The organism is Bradyrhizobium sp. AUGA SZCCT0176 (assembly GCF_018130145.1).
Taxonomy (GTDB): Bacteria; Pseudomonadota; Alphaproteobacteria; order Rhizobiales; family Xanthobacteraceae; genus Bradyrhizobium.
In genome coordinates, this window is sequence record NZ_JAFCMB010000006.1 from 233,433 (window position 1) to 247,949 (window position 14,517).

The following is a 14,517-nucleotide window of genomic DNA, read 5'->3' on the forward strand; positions in this document are numbered from 1 at the left end:
GTAAAACGGCCGAGTTCTGAAGTTTGTTCCTTCCACGGCAGTCGGAGGTTCGGCGTTCCACCGGGCCGAATGGCTGCGGCTGGCTACCATGAACGGACATGCGCACACTGAAATGAAGGCATCAGCGACCGGAGCGTATTACGGTCCGGGCCCATTTCTCATGGGTGCCAGTCAGCCACCGAACGCACCATATGCCATCCCAACATATCAAGAGCGGCGGTCATGTCCCGGAATTTGGGCCGCGTGTTGGTAAACGCGGACCAGCAAAAATCGCTATTTGTTCGTACAGAAAGGGTTTCTGTTCCAGGCAACGAACCGCCATGCCACCAATTATTGGCCGAATTAACGAACAGGCCTTTGGCATAACGGGGATTTGCGGCGGTAGGGGTGCTCATTGTGCGGAGCGTGTCGTCGGTCAGCAGTTGTTTCGTAGTCTTGAACCCATCGATATGAACGAAGAACGTTGTCATCTCGCTCGGTGTCGCAATCCAACCACCGTGAGAATCCATTCGGGCGACGTTCATCCCGTAAGGATCGCCCCCAGCCGGACTATAGTATTTTACCTCGTTGATCGCTCGGTCCGTCAACGTATTTCCGGCAATCTGCATATCGTTTATTCCACAGCGCTTTAGAATGTTTTCCTTGATGAATTGTTCGTAGGTCTGACCAGTAAGTTTTTCAATCACGCGCCCAAGTATGCAGTAGCCGAAATTGGAATAGGCAAAGGATGTCCCTGGAGGGACGGCAAGAGGCATTTGCTTCAATGTCCAGGTAATTAGTTCCCGATGGTTCAGTTGCTTGTTCAAGAACATTGGATCGCGAGCATCGTTTTTCCAACCACCGGTGGTGTGAGTTAACAGATGCTCAATTGTAATTCGTGTTTCAGATCCATCGGCCGACCACGGGTAATCATCACCAAAAATGGAATTTGGTCCAAAAATGCGCTGATCCAGCTGCAATTTTCCTGCTTCGATGAGTGTGAAAATTCCGGTGGACGTAATCGGCTTCGATATGCTCGCTACGCGAAATCGATGTTGCGGCGTTAATGCTTCGCCAGTGTCACGATCTGCAACGCCGAACGCCTCAACGTAGGCAGGCTTTCCCCTGATTGCGATCGCAATCGAGAGACCCGGAACCTCATAGGTTTCCATGAAAGCGGCGGCCAACCGAGCCAACCTCTTGCGCTCATCCGGCGTCGGTGCCGGGGCGGACTCCTGAGGAAGAGCCGGGGACGATCCGTGGACCATTCCTGCAGCACAAAGTAACGAAGTCTGAAGCAACTGTCTGCGTGAAATGGACATCGCGGCCTTTCTCAACTGAGAGCGATATCCCCAGCGTAGATTGTTTTTTTGTATTTTGCACCTGGTCCCAGAACAGCGTGAAGTCCGTTTAGGGTCAAGAAGGACCAGAGGGAACGTCTGCTGCTGGCGCGCCCCGCGGGCATTCGTTGCAAGCCATCAAGAACGCATCATGAATCGCAATGGCGAGAAGTTCGGCGCGCGGCGCGATAAAAAGAAAAAGGCCGGCGGGCATTACGCCGCCGACCTTGTCTTGCAACTGCCGGCTCGGGGGTCCGGTTCCGTTGCTTTGCATTTCGTCGTGCTGGATTGGTAGCGCGACGCGTCGGCGGACACCATTGCACGCGGGTATGGTTCGGCCGTCCCGAGGTAGCCTCCCCCTACGCAATTGGGATGGAGTCGGCTATCCCTTGGTTTAGGGCACATATCGTGCGACCGGGCTGACATCGTCATTTCCGGCGGGGGTCGCCTCGCCGCAGGTGCTGGAACAACCGCTCCGGGCGCCAAACGGCCGTTCGGCGCTGACCCGTTACGGGCCGCCTGCCTTCAACACTTCGAACACCGCGGCCGTATCCTGATCGCCCAATCCCATCGCCATGGCCTGTGTGTAAACCGGTTGCGTCATTGCAAAGAGCGGCGTTTCGCAGCCGACGTCGCTGGCGAACTCCGCGATAATGGCCATGTCCTTTTTCCAGGTCGAGATCCGCATCGTTGCCGGTTCATAGCTGCGGCTTGCCATCATCGGGGCCCGCATCTGAAACATCCGCGAACCGCCCGCGCCGGGAGCGATCATCTCGATCACCTGATTCAAATCGAGGCCGGCCCGTTCCGCGAGCAGCATCGCTTCCGCCGAGGCGACGTTGTGAATGGCGACCAGGTGATTGGCGACGAACTTCATCCGGCTGCCATTGCCGTATTCGCCGAGATCGGCACTTTGCTTGGCAAAGTCGGCAAACAGACCGCCACAGCGCGCGATCGCGGCTTTATCGCCGCTCGCATAGACGACGAGGTCTCGAACCGCGGCCTGGGCGCCTGTGCCGCTGAGCGGACAGTCGAGCGCGATATGACCTGCAGACTCGAGAATTTGCTTGAAGTACACCTTGTCGGCGATGGTGAACGTACTGAGTTCGACCACGATGCGCTCACCCTGCGCACACGCGGCGATTTCCGCAGCAACCGCATGGGCAGCCCCGGCGTTGGGCAGGCTCGTCATGATCGTCGAGGCGCGGGCGGCGACGGCGCTGGTGCCATCGACGATATCAACGCCGGCAAGCGCAAGCTCGCTCCTGCGCGCCGGCTCGGTGTCGAATCCGACGACGGCCCAGCCGCGCGTGGCGAGGTTGCGGGCGATGGCGCCCCCCATGATGCCCAGTCCAATGATACCCACTGTCCGATCTGTCACGTGACCTCCAGCCTGTTGACTCCTGCCAACAACCAACCCGCCCGACGATTCTCAGCCAACCGCGGGAAATCATATCATTGGCGGCGCTTCGCGGTCCGGCTCAAATCCGAATTCCTCCCGGAATGGCCACTGTTGGCGCACAGCAGACGTTCGGCCAAATGTCGACGTCCGTTAAGTGCCATGAACGGACCTGCCGCCTATTCGATGACCTGGTCGGCGCGGGCAACCAGCGTCGATGGCACGGCGAGATCGAGTGCTTTCGCCGTCTTCAGATTGATCTTCAGGGTCACCGCGGTCGGCTGCTCGATGGGAAGGTTGGCCGGCTTTTCGCCCTTGAGAATGCGATCGACATAACTCGCCGCAAGCCGCCACAGTTTAAAAAAGTCAGCAGAGTAGGACATCAGGCCGCCCTGCTGGACGGCGGTGCTGAATGGATAGATCGCCGGCAGTCGGTGCTCCGCAGCCCATGCAATAATCCGAGGTGTACTTGGTTCTATAGAGGCATCGGTGGTCACAACAAGACCGTCAAAGCCGCCGTTTGCGATTGCGGCAAAGCTAACCTCGATGTCGTTGGGCTTCGCCGAGAACGCGGTCAAATCGAGGCCAAGCGCACGCGCCGCTGCCTGCAACCGTTCCATTTCCAGGACGATGCTCGGATTGTCGGCATTCCACAGCACCGCAACGCGATGCAGCTTCGGCAGCGCCTCTTTCAGCAGTTCCAGCCACTTTTCGCTGTATTCAGCCGCAAGCAGCGAGAGCCCGGTGACGTTGCCTCCCGGCCGTGACAGGCTAGCCACGAGACCCGTGCCGACTGGATCGCCGGATATGCAAACGATCGGCACGGTTGAGGTCGCGCGCCGCGCCGCAAGGCTGATGGACGTACCCACCGTCACAAGAACGTCGACCTTGAGCGCGAGAAGCTCGGCAATGAGTGCCGGGATCTTTTCGATGTCGCCGTGGGCGTATCGGTCTTCGAACGCGAGATTGCGCCCGATTTCATAGCCCTTGTCGACTAGTCCCTGACGCAGCCCGGCGCCGCTCACGTCCGTGCTACGTTCCCCGATCCAGACATAGCCAACCTTGGGCGTGCCCGACCGCTGCGCACGTGCCACTACCGGCCAAGCCGCCGCCGCGCCGCCGATGAGACCGATGAACTCGCGGCGCCTCATGCACACCCCCGTCTCGGAGGCAGCATCATAACTGCTCAAACGGACACCTTGATAGAGGTTAAAACCGGGCTCGCTGCAACATGAGATGCTGGCCAATGTCCGCTCCGGGCCAAAAGCTGACCTGGAGGGTATGCCCGCTTCTGGCGCAAAGCGAGCTTTCGCCAATTGAGCGATGCGCGAAATACTGACTTGTTGCCAGTGATGCTGGACGCTACCTTCGTTTGCTCGATTTTTTCGACCACGCTATTTTTCCTGGAAGCTCAAATGATCTGCCCGGGTTGCCAGCACGAAAACAGCGCGGAAGCGAAGTTCTGCGAGGAATGTGCTTTCGCCCTGGCACCTGTTTGTACGAGTTGCGGCAACCAGCTGTCGCCCACGGCCAAGTTCTGCTCGCATTGCGGTCACGCCACGGGCCGGAGTGTGCCGACGTTTTTGTCTTCACGCTCTTTGGCGCTGAGACCGCCGACCCCGCGCCACCTCGCCGAAAGAATCCTCACTGCCAGAGCCGAAGTCGAGGGCGAGCGAAAACAGGTCAGCGTGCTGTTCGCTGACATCACGGGGTCATTGGAGCTGATATACGGCCGCGATCCCGAGAGTGCGCAGGCGATCCTCAATCCCGTGCTCGAGCAGATGATTGATGCCGTCCATTACTATGAGGGGACGGTCAACAGGCTTTTGGGTGACGGGATCATGGCGATCTTTGGCGCGCCATTGGCGCACGAGGATCATGCCGTGCGCGCTTGCTACGCCGCGCTGATGATACAGGAATCTGCCGCCGAACTGGCCGACCGTGCCGAACAGCCGCTCAAAATTCGCGTTGGGATCAACTCGGGGGAAATTGTCGTCTGTGCCATCAGTAAAGATCTCGATATGGAATACACCGTCGTTGGCGAGACCGCGCATCTGGCGGCTCGCATGGAGCAGATGGCGCGACCCGGCTCGATCCTGACGACAACACAGACCATCCGCTTGGCGGAAGGATACATAACCGCGCGATCTCTCGGCCCGATGACGATCAAGGGACTTGCCGAGCCCGAGGAGGTCTATGAACTCGTTGGCGCAGGCCCAGCGCGCACCCGCTTGCAGGCGGCAACCATTCGGGGCTTAACCCAGTTCGTTGGCCGCGAGACCGAACTGGATCAGCTCCGCCGTGCACAGCAGCCAGTGGCCACCGGGGCGGGCCAATTGGTCGCCGTTATCGGCGAGGCCGGCGTTGGCAAATCGCGTCTTCTTCATGAGTTCACCCACTCGCATCGACTGCTTGGCTGGCTGGTGCTTGAGACCACGGCGATCTCGCTCGGACGCGGAACGAGCTACCTGCCCGTGGTCGCGCTTCTCAAGAGCTATTTTGCGATCCAGGACCGGGACGAGCAGCACGAAATACGCCGCAAGGTAGTCGAGAAAACAATCGCGCTCGACGAAGGGCTTGAACCGACGCTTCCGGCGCTATTGGCGCTGCTCGACATCCCCGTCGATGACGCCGGCTGGCACGCGCTCGATCCGGCTCAGCGCCGGCGTCGCCATCTTGACGCCGTAAGAGGCCTGATACTGCAGGCAGCTCGCAAGCAGCCGGTTCTCCTGATCTTCGAAGACCTTCATTGGGTGGACAACGAGACGCAAGCATTGCTCGACGCCCTGGCGGGCGCTCTCGGCTCGGCCCGGCTGCTGCTGCTGGTCACGTATCGTCCCGGCTACCAGGACGTCTGGGGCTCCAGGCCAAACTACCGTCAGGTCAGGTTAAGCGCGCTGCCGACCCATGACACCCATGATCTGCTGGAAGTGCTGCTTGGCCGGGATCCCGAACTTGACCCGCTCAAGCAGCTTCTCATGGGGCGCGGCGGCAATCCGTTTTTTCTCGAGGAAACTGTCCGTGCCCTGGTGGAAACACAGGCCTTGTCGGGAGACCGAGGTCATTATCGGCTGATGCGCCCGATTGGAAATATCCAGGTTCCACCCACGGTACAGGCCATTCTGGCGGCGCGCATCGATCGGCTTCTCCCCGGCGACAAAAATCTGCTGCAGATCGCTTCCGTGGTGGGCCGGGAGATTCCGCTAGCGGTGCTTCGACCCATGGCCGATTTTACCGAAGAAGCACTCGATCATGCGCTCGAACACCTGCAGACGGCCGAGTTTCTCTTTGAGACCGGACTTTACCCAGACGTTGAATACTCATTCACCCACGCGCTCACCCACGAAGTGACCTACAATGGGCTGCTGCGGGCACGGCGGAGCTCGCTCCATGCGCGACTGGTCAATGCGATAGAGACCTTGTATCGGGATCGGCTCGGCGAACACATCGAGCGCCTGGCGCAGCATGCCGTTCGTGGTGAGCTGCTGGAGAAAGCTGTTCGATACCTCCGGCAGGCCGGACAGAAAGCGCTGTCGCGTTCGGCGCTCGAGAACGGACGGGTCTGGTTCGAACAGGCACTCTCCATCCTCGAGAAAGTGCCCGAAACCAGAGAGAATATCGAACTTTCCATCGATATCCGGTTTGATCTGCGCAACTCGCTTCACCCGCTGGGCTACCTCGAGCGATGCCTGGAACACCTTCAGAAGGTGCAGGTGCAGGCCACGCAGCTCGGCGACAAGCGAAGACTCGGTCAAGCTTCATCGTTCCTGTGTCAGTATTACCGCCTGATGGGGGAGCTCGATCCCGCCACCGAAGCCGGCGAACGCGCCATGGCGATCGCGGAAGAGCTCGACGAACTGCCGCTGCGGATGGTGGTGAGCGGACATTTTGCGGCCCTGTGCGCCGCCAGGGGAAATCACCGTCGCGCAGCAGAGATACTGGACGCGGCCGTTGAGCGCCTTCGCGGCGACATTGCCACCGAGATGATGGGCACCACGGGGGTTCTTGGCGTATTCATGCGCGGATATCTTGCGTGCTCGCTCGCCGAACTCGGCGAGTTTGAGCGCGCTGCGTTTTTCGCCAAGGAGGCCGTCGAAATCGCCGAAAGCGCGAACCAGGTCTACAGCCTCGCCTTTTCCTATTACTGCAAAGGCACCGTTCTGGCGCTGCAGGGCAACGTGGCGCAAAGCATCGCGGTCCTCGAGCAGGCCCTCAATCTCGGCCGCTCGTGGACGCTTCCCTTGGTGCTACCGCTCATCGGCGTAGCGCTCGGGCACGCTTATTGCCTGGCGGATCGCGCGGACGAGGCGATCGTGCTGCTGGAGGAAACCGAACGCGAGGGAAACACCATGCATCGCCTCGGTGGCCACGCCATGATTCTGGTCCGCCTGGGCGAAGCCTATCTTCGGGGCGCCCGCATGGCCGACGCAGAGCGAACCGCCCGGCGAGCACTCCTGATTGCGCGCAAACAGGGAGAGTACGGTTATGAAGCCTACGCGCTCCGGCTCCTTGCCGAGCTTGGACTGAGTGACCCCTCCCCCCTCGACGAGAGCGAAACCAATTTTCACGAAGCCCTCCGAAAGGCCGAGGCGTTCGATCTGCGCCCCCTGGCGGCTCAATGTCACCTCGGGCTCGGAAAACGCTACAGATCGGCCGGCCAGAGCGGAAGCGCCGAGCAGCATCTCAATGCGGCCGCAGCCCTGTTCCAGCAACTTGGCATGCAATTCTGGCTGGAGCAGACGCAGTCGCAGCTTGCTTCATTGTCCTAGTCCAAGGTCGAAGAGAAGTGCCGGAAAAGGAAGACGCCATATCCAGCGCAAAACCCCCTTGCGAGGGATTTGTTGATGGTTCGGTAATCTTCTGCATTCAAGATTCGGGCAGTTAGTTGCGTTGGAGTACCGCTTTGGAAAATTTTGACGAGCTGCGCGATCTCGCAGCGGACGTTCGCACATTCATTGAAAGTTCAAAAAACCCGGCCGCCGCATTGAGGGATGTGGTCGCGGCCTATGATGTTGTTTTGGGTATCTTCCCCTCGGAAGAGGGAATGGGCCTGCACGTCGTCAAGGGCAGCAGTTTGCTTGACCGCCTCGCTACCCTTCAGTCGAATGCCCTCTATAGTCACACCGCTATTGCCGTGCATAACCGGGAACAGGCGGTAGAGCTTCAAGCACTGGTGGCTTAAAGGCGCCCCTGGAGGGGGCGTTTTCGTATTATCCTTTTCCTCTTTCAATTCCTTGAGATCATTCAAACTGCTTTTGACGTGCGCCGCATCGTAAGGATCCGTCGCTCCGACCTAAACGCATCATGTCCTAGCGGCGCTTCGCAGCCTTGGCTTCGGGGGCTGCTTCGCAGCCTTGGCTTCCGGGGCTGCAACTTCCAGGGCGGTGACCTCCAGTCCGCAAGCGCTGGCGAGCGCTCGCAGTTCGAGTTGAAGGGCCTCGAGCTCATGGCTATCGAGGCCTCCATCGATTGCGAGCGCGGTGACGACCGGATCCCGGATCTCGGGAGACTTACTTCTTGGCGGCTTTCTTTTTCTTGGCAGCTCTCTTCTTGACTCTTGCTTCCCTTGCAAGGCGGTCCTTTTTTGCGGCCGCGGTCGCTTTCCACTTTTTCTCAAAATCCTTCACTCCCGCCACGAACTGACGAAGCATCGCCTTCCCTTCGGCGCTCTTCGGCGTGACCGCCACCCGAATATAGGTACGGCCTGTGGTGCTTATCTTCTTGTTGACTTGAATGTACGCCATCCGCTCTCGCCCCTTCCCGTTGTTTTCAGGCGGCCCCGACCCGAGGCGGCCCCTTGCCAAGTACTTCGAATGTTATCAGCGAATTGGGAGGCGTGGAAGATGCGCGGCGCGCCGTCGAGGTCTCGCATCATGTACCAGTCCGGCGTGGCCTCGTAGCTGTCTTCGATCTTGACCTTCAGGCCTCGCGCCAGCTGAACGAAGGTCCTGGCCATGTTGTGCTTTCCGACCATATCGAAAATGTTGGTCGAAGACGTAAACCGGCCGACGCCGATTTCCGTGATGCAGGGAATGCCGCGCACATCCTCCTTGAGATCCACGCTGAAAACGCCGGACGCCCTTGCATCAAGCAGCTTGATGGCCCGCACGCAGGTGTCCACGACTTTCGGTTCGAAGACCGTCTTTGCCAGCCCCGCCACCGAGGAGACCCGCGATGGTTGGCTGCCCATGCCAAGATAGGAGAGCCGTTCGTAGGTCTTGATGAGCACCAGCTCGCCGTCCCTCCAGACGCTCTGGCAGCCGAAATCCCGGCCCGGCAAAAACTCCGACAGCAAAAAAGCCGTAACCGGCACGCCGCGCATCTCCTTCCAGTACCTGATCCAGCTCCGTGCCTGCTCGGCGGTCTGGACCGGCAGCGCGCCGAGCGCGCCGGCCCCGCTCCGGACGCGGCACCATAGTGGTCTGCCGCCTTTGAGCTGCTGGAAGATTTTGGTGACGCTCTTCAGGTCCTCCACCGGATAGGTTTCGGGAGCGTCGATGCCGTTGCGGCGCAACAGTGAAACGAGACGGTACTTGTCGCGGGAAACACTCAGCACAGCTTCGCCTGGCAGGAACAGATATTCGCCGAGGGTCTTCCGTGCGCGCGACAGGCTCTCAACATCGGAATCAACGGTCGGAATAATGAGATGCAGGCGTTCGGTCTTCATGATCCAGCGCAGCACCTCGCTCCATTCCGGGTGGTCGGCGGGCGGGACGAGGTAATTTCTGTCGGCGTCGGATTTCTTCAGGGCGAACTGGTCGTCGTTGCAGCCAGCAATAAAGGAAGAGCCGGCGCCGGCCCGGATGCTGCGGACCAAATTATTACTCGAACCGTTACCCGCGCTCGTAAACAGCAATCGCGCAGCCACCAACTTCTCCCGTATCGCTTAAATTATGATCTCGCCTGAAAGGAAGCTAACGATGAACCTCACGAGGGTATGCAACAAATCTTGCTGAAGCAACCAAGCATGGGCCGTATCCCACAGTGACAAGCATTCGCGAAGCTCGGAGCGGGACGAAGCTGCTGGCGCAGTAGCGGACGTTCGGCAAGCGGACGACGTGGGCCCTGCGGGGAAGGTTTAGCGCTGGTATCGCACCGCTGGTGCCACGTCGATCACGCCCAGATCGACCAGGGTACGGTGAAACCGGCGTTTCCGTTCCGACGATGACGCGAAGTAGGCGCCGCCGCACTGTTCAAGCAGGCTCGCTCGCGTCGCGAAGATTTCATCCAGCGGCAGACCGGCATGCTGCAAGGCCACGGTGCCGAGAAAGGCGATATCCAGGTCCGGGCCGCGTCCACGCGGAATTCGATCAGGAAAATCATTCAAGGTTTCCATGGCGTAGAACGTGCGGAACTGCCGCCTCGCGTCCGAGCCGAGCTTGAGTTTTTTCTCGATCCGCCGGGTCATGACGGGCTGATGATCGCCATAGTGTACAATGAGTGTCGGACGCTTGGGAAAACGGGAGGAAAGCTCGGACTTGAGTCTATTCCAGGTCACGGCGGTCTCGACCAGCCGCGCGTAATACTCGGCATAATGTGCATCGGGAAGGCTCGCGGCAGCAAACGCCCGCTCGCCTTCAAAGCGCCCGGGGGCAACCAGGTTTCGGTTGTGCGGGCCGTGATTGAAGTTGGTCAGCGCGTATAGAAAGCGAGGTGAGGCATCGTCCGCCATGCCTTTCATATGCGCATTGAGCGCGGCGCCGAGAAACAACGCATCGGAATTTGTGGTTTCGAAACGATCGACGTCGAAGGGCGGCTCAAAATCATCCGTGAAGAGACGTTCGTTGATCCCGATTGAACGGTAGAACCTGTCATAGCTGAGAAAGCTGCGACGGCAGCTCGAAGTCAGCATTGTTCTGTATCCAAGCGCCGAGAGCGTCCCTGGAAGACTGCTGTGGAAGCGGCCGGCCCCGCGCTTGAAGAGAAAATAGGCGTTCGAACCGAAGCTCGCGCTTGAAAGGCCGGTCAGCAGGCTGAATTCCGATTGCCACGATCCTCCGCCGAAAATATCCACGTTGAGGCTGCCATGGAGTCCGTCTTTCGGTGACAGAAACGACTCGACAATCGGCTCAACCGGGAGACCAAACAGACGTGGATCGAAGATCGACTCGTGCTGGATCACGATGATGTCGGGATAGTCGAGGCTGCGCGCCGGTACGGCCGCCATCAGCGGCAGCGGATCTTTGGCGATGTCGCTCAGCGCGAGCCCGCCGGACGGCCGCCAGGAAAGCGGGTTGAGAAGCGAAGCGATGAAGCTGGAAAGAAAACAGCGGCGGAGCGCCGCATTGCGCTGGAAAGTTACCGGCCCGCCGCTCGCTTTGTAGGCCGCCACTAGGCCAATACAAGCCATGCCGAAAAACATGATCTGGAGTTCAAACGGGACTGGCGGTCCGCGCACGTAAATCAGGGTCGCGACCGCGGCCAGCATGAGTGCGATGGTTCCCGCCAGAGCAGCTGTCAGTGCGAGCGGATATTGCACCAATAAAAATGGAACTGTTCCCGCAAAAGCCAGCGGCAAATCGGTTGCAATGAGTTTGATCCCGCTGTGATTATATTTAACTCTCGACGCTCCGAAAATTGCCGCCGCCACGATGGATGACAACAGGATCGCGCGTTCCAGATCGCTAACGACAAACAGCAGCATTGCGGTGCACAAACACAGCGCGGCCGCAGCCAATGCAAGGTGCTCAAGGCTGCGCTCCGCAAACCAAAGCACGGCGAGAGCGATCAGGATGATCAGGGCCAACGACATCTCGACAAGATGCCAGAGGAATGAATCGACGTCCACGATGGCGAAAGCGGACATTCGCGAAGGACATTGAAATCTGCTAGGGGTCATCAAGATGGAGCAGACATGACCGACCCCGTCGACATCAACCGCCGGAACTGGGACGAGCGCACTGTCATTCATGCACGCGATACCAACGGTGAATACATGCTCGACCGGTTTCGGGCGGGCGAGGATGCGCTGAGTGCGATTGAAGTGGCGGAACTCGGCGACATCAGGGGAAAGCGCGTCCTGCATCTGCAGTGCCATATCGGCCGCGACACGCTGTGCCTGGTGCGGCGCGGCGCGACGGTTACCGGGCTGGATTTTTCCCCGGCCGCGCTGGAGGTAGCGCGGCGCCTCTCCGATGAGACCGGGCTGAAGGCTGATTTCGTCGAGGGGGCTGTCGATCAGGCCCCTACCCTGACGCCGGGCCCGTTCGATCTCGTCTTCACCACCTGGGGCACCATTTGCTGGCTGCCCGATATGAAGAAATGGGCACAGACCATTGCGACCGTGCTGGCGCCGGGTGGCGAGCTCTATTTCGCGGACGCGCATCCCAGCTTCACGGTGCTGGAAGAATTCGCCGGCAGGCTTGTTCCCACCTACGATTTTCAAACGCCTGCCGACCGGCCGCTGCATTTCGCAAATGAAACAACCTACACCGGCGATCCCACGATCATGTCGCATCGATCGACCCGCGAGTGGATCCACTCGCTCTCGGCCGTGCTCGGCGGCCTGATCGATGCCGGACTGACGATTACGATGTTCAGGGAGCACGAAGTGTTGCCCTGGCGCGGCCTGCCAAGCCTGGTGCCGGCATCGGAAAGGCTGTGGCGGCTTGCCGATGACGTGCCGCGCATGCCGTTGTCGTATTCGGTCAGGGCCAAAAAGACTTCGTGAAGTCAGCCAAGCGCCAGATCGAAAATGGCGAGGCGTCTCGCCTCACGCGGTCTTGTATCAAGCGCTTTTGACATCAGGCCAGGCGACGACTTGTCCTGACATGACCAGCCGATCACGTCCTCCATTCTTGGCCGAATAGAGCGCCCGATCCGCTGCGGCAATCAGGGCCGCGTGCTCGGTCATGCTCTGGGCCGGGACATTCGTCGCACCGCCGAGACTGACCGTAATGAGTTTGGAAGGCGGGTTGAGCGCGTGCAGCATGCCGAGTTCAAGAAGCGCTTCACGCACCTTCTCGCCGACCTGCATGCAGCCCTCCGAATCGGTGTTGGGCAGGAGCAGCACGAACTCTTCGCCACCGTAGCGGGCTGCCAGATCTGCCGGCCTGCGAATTTGCGCGTCCAGGATCCGCGCCAGCGCGCGCAGGCAGGCGTCTCCGGCCTGATGACCATAGTGATCATTGAATTTCTTGAAATGGTCGACGTCGATCAACAACAGCGATAGCGGCGTGCCATCGCGCCTGGCGCGCGCCCATTCCTCCGACAGGCGCTCGTCGAAATGCCGTCGGTTGGCCAATCCCGTCAAGCCATCGGACGTGGCAAGCGCCGCCAGCTTGTTCTGCAAATCCTGCTGCTCTGTCATGTCGCGCGAGATTGCGACCACGCCGTCGATCTTGTTGGTCTCGGCCGCCCGCGTCACGCGCAGCGCCGTCTCGACCCAGATTTCGTTCTTCTCGCGGTGACGGACGCGATAGATGAGCCGCGCCTCTTCGGCCTCGCCGTTTTTCAATGAAGCGATGGCTTGCTCAACCCGCGGCCGGTCCTCCTCATTGATTGCCGCAAGGGCCGGCGCTCCCAGCAACTTGGCGGGGTCGTGGCCGAAAACGCGGGCGCATGATGGCGAAACGTAGAGAATCCGCTCATCCAGCCCGATACGCATCACCACATCGCTGCACTGTTCGGCCAGCAGGCGAAAGTCCGCCTCCTTGGCCACAAGGGCTGCCGCCATGCGCTGGCGCTGCAGCAGGTAACGCACGAAGGCAAAGCCGGTCAGCGCAATCACCAGCAAGAGGCCTGCGACGACAGCCAGCCGTGTGAACGATTGCTGGCGCCATGGCTCCAGCACATCGTCCTGCGCCTTGGTCGCCAGAACCAGGATGGGATATCGGCTGCTCAGCTGGTAGAAGCTCAACCGCTCAAGTCCGTCCAGCGGCGATTTGAAGTAATAGACGCTGGCACTGGGGCGGTCTTTCAGGTTCCGGAACAATGGCGCCTTGGACATATCGCGTCCGACATTGCTGCCGTCTTCGTCGCGGCTGCGCGCCAGCATGATGCCATCTGCACTCAACAGCGACACCGAGCCGTTCGGCCCGATGTCAAACCGCCGGTAGAATTGCGTGAAATAGGCCACGTCGATGCTGGTCAACACCACGCCGGCAAAACTGCCATCGGGATGATTGAAGCGACGGGACAGGGTGATGATCCACTGTCCTCCCGAACGACTCTTGACCGGCCGGCCAACCAGCGTCCCGCGGTCGGTGGAGGCGCGATGTTGCTGGAAGTAGTCGCGATCGCCGTTGTTGAGACCGGCGAGATTGATGTCTTCGGTCGTTGCGAGCCAGCGACCGGTTTCATCATAGACGAAGATGCCGCGGATACGTTGCCGGTTGTACTTGCGCGATTTGAGAAACGTCTGGATTTTTTCGACCGCGGCGGGACCGGTTCCTCCGGTCTCCATGCGGTCGGCCATTCCGGCGAGGATGGTATCAGCCAGATCAAAAGTATCTTCGGCATGTTGCGTCAGCGAACGGGCAAGGTTGGCCATGTCCACTTCGGCATTCTTCAAATCGACCTGCCGGGACTCCCATTCGCGCCAGCCGCTTAGCGCGAGAATTGCAACGCAAGCCAACGCCACAAATCCCGCCGCCCACAACGGGATATGTGCTTTGCCAATTTCCCGCCGGCTGGTGATCATCTTAAGGCTGCTCCGATCCGAGCAAATTTCCATGGAGGGCTTAACGCCGCGTTGCCTCTACAACAGCAACGGCGGAATGGGTGAGCGTTTTGCCCTCGTGCTGTATCGGATGTTAAGAAATGCGGTCGTACTTCATTAACCATGGAGGTTGCGTTGGG

At 59.8% G+C, this 14,517-nt stretch carries 11 protein-coding genes; 4 read left to right on the forward strand and 7 right to left on the reverse strand.

Annotation, left to right across the window (positions count from 1 at the left end):
• Window positions 1-158: 158 nt before the first annotated feature.
• The gene (locus tag JQ600_RS17300) at window positions 159-1,301 is read right to left on the reverse strand and encodes a serine hydrolase (RefSeq protein ID WP_212389884.1); all 1,143 of its coding nucleotides are present in this window, start codon (window positions 1,299-1,301) and stop codon (window positions 159-161) included.
• Between the two features lie 169 nt (window positions 1,302-1,470).
• Here JQ600_RS17300 and JQ600_RS17305 point away from each other — a divergent pair, with 169 nt between their 5' ends.
• Window positions 1,471-1,614: a hypothetical protein gene (locus JQ600_RS17305; protein WP_212266582.1), complete on the forward strand. Its 144-nt coding sequence runs from the start codon at window positions 1,471-1,473 to the stop codon at window positions 1,612-1,614.
• A gap of 213 nt (window positions 1,615-1,827) precedes the next feature.
• Here the strand turns inward: JQ600_RS17305 and JQ600_RS17310 are convergent, their stop codons facing one another.
• Both JQ600_RS17310 and JQ600_RS17315 read right to left on the reverse strand, forming a co-directional pair.
• Window positions 1,828-2,736 carry an NAD(P)-dependent oxidoreductase gene (locus JQ600_RS17310; protein WP_283814740.1) on the reverse strand — a complete coding sequence of 303 codons (909 nt, stop codon included), beginning with the start codon at window positions 2,734-2,736 and terminating at the stop codon, window positions 1,828-1,830.
• 161 nt (window positions 2,737-2,897) lie between these two features.
• Window positions 2,898-3,965, reverse strand: a complete 1,068-nt coding sequence (locus JQ600_RS17315; protein WP_212389886.1) for an ABC transporter substrate-binding protein — start codon at window positions 3,963-3,965, stop codon at window positions 2,898-2,900.
• Window positions 3,966-4,034: 69 nt separating this feature from the next.
• Between JQ600_RS17315 and JQ600_RS17320 the strand changes: the two genes are divergently transcribed.
• Both JQ600_RS17320 and JQ600_RS17325 read left to right on the forward strand, forming a co-directional pair.
• On the forward strand, window positions 4,035-7,487 hold the full coding sequence (locus JQ600_RS17320; protein WP_212389887.1) for an AAA family ATPase: 3,453 nt from the start codon (window positions 4,035-4,037) through the stop codon (window positions 7,485-7,487).
• A gap of 134 nt (window positions 7,488-7,621) precedes the next feature.
• Window positions 7,622-7,900 (forward strand): hypothetical protein, encoded by a 279-nt coding sequence (locus tag JQ600_RS17325; RefSeq protein WP_212266578.1) that lies wholly within the window; start codon window positions 7,622-7,624, stop codon window positions 7,898-7,900.
• 328 nt (window positions 7,901-8,228) lie between these two features.
• Here JQ600_RS17325 and JQ600_RS17330 read toward each other — a convergent pair whose 3' ends face one another.
• The 3 genes from JQ600_RS17330 to JQ600_RS17340 all read right to left on the reverse strand — a co-directional run bounded on the left by JQ600_RS17330 (window position 8,229) and on the right by JQ600_RS17340 (window position 11,524).
• Entirely contained in the window at window positions 8,229-8,462 is a 234-nt protein-coding gene (locus JQ600_RS17330) for a hypothetical protein (RefSeq protein WP_212389888.1), read from the reverse strand.
• Window positions 8,432-9,586 (reverse strand): hypothetical protein, encoded by a 1,155-nt coding sequence (locus JQ600_RS17335; protein WP_212389889.1) that lies wholly within the window; start codon window positions 9,584-9,586, stop codon window positions 8,432-8,434. The genes JQ600_RS17330 and JQ600_RS17335 overlap by 31 nt, the downstream gene beginning before the upstream one ends.
• A gap of 210 nt (window positions 9,587-9,796) precedes the next feature.
• Complete coding sequence (locus JQ600_RS17340; RefSeq protein WP_212389890.1) at window positions 9,797-11,524, reverse strand: sulfatase-like hydrolase/transferase; 1,728 nt, start codon at window positions 11,522-11,524, stop codon at window positions 9,797-9,799.
• 48 nt (window positions 11,525-11,572) lie between these two features.
• Here JQ600_RS17340 and JQ600_RS17345 point away from each other — a divergent pair, with 48 nt between their 5' ends.
• On the forward strand, window positions 11,573-12,388 hold the full coding sequence (locus tag JQ600_RS17345) for a bifunctional 2-polyprenyl-6-hydroxyphenol methylase/3-demethylubiquinol 3-O-methyltransferase UbiG (protein WP_212389891.1): 816 nt from the start codon (window positions 11,573-11,575) through the stop codon (window positions 12,386-12,388).
• A 57-nt stretch (window positions 12,389-12,445) separates the two neighbouring features.
• Here the strand turns inward: JQ600_RS17345 and JQ600_RS17350 are convergent, their stop codons facing one another.
• The gene (locus tag JQ600_RS17350; protein ID WP_212389892.1) at window positions 12,446-14,359 is read right to left on the reverse strand and encodes a diguanylate cyclase; all 1,914 of its coding nucleotides are present in this window, start codon (window positions 14,357-14,359) and stop codon (window positions 12,446-12,448) included.
• Window positions 14,360-14,517: the final 158 nt, after the last annotated feature.

Excerpts from the sequence above, each read along its gene's own strand:
- JQ600_RS17330 (WP_212389888.1), bottom strand. The coding sequence starts at position 8,462 with ATGGCGTACATTCAAGTCAACAAGAAGATAAGCACCACAGGCCGTACC.
- JQ600_RS17305 (WP_212266582.1), top strand. The coding sequence starts at position 1,471 with ATGAATCGCAATGGCGAGAAGTTCGGCGCGCGGCGCGATAAAAAGAAA.
- JQ600_RS17300 (WP_212389884.1), bottom strand. The coding sequence starts at position 1,301 with ATGTCCATTTCACGCAGACAGTTGCTTCAGACTTCGTTACTTTGTGCT.
- JQ600_RS17345 (WP_212389891.1), top strand. The coding sequence starts at position 11,573 with ATGACCGACCCCGTCGACATCAACCGCCGGAACTGGGACGAGCGCACT.
- JQ600_RS17340 (WP_212389890.1), bottom strand. The coding sequence starts at position 11,524 with ATGTCCGCTTTCGCCATCGTGGACGTCGATTCATTCCTCTGGCATCTT.
- JQ600_RS17350 (WP_212389892.1), bottom strand. The coding sequence starts at position 14,359 with ATGATCACCAGCCGGCGGGAAATTGGCAAAGCACATATCCCGTTGTGG.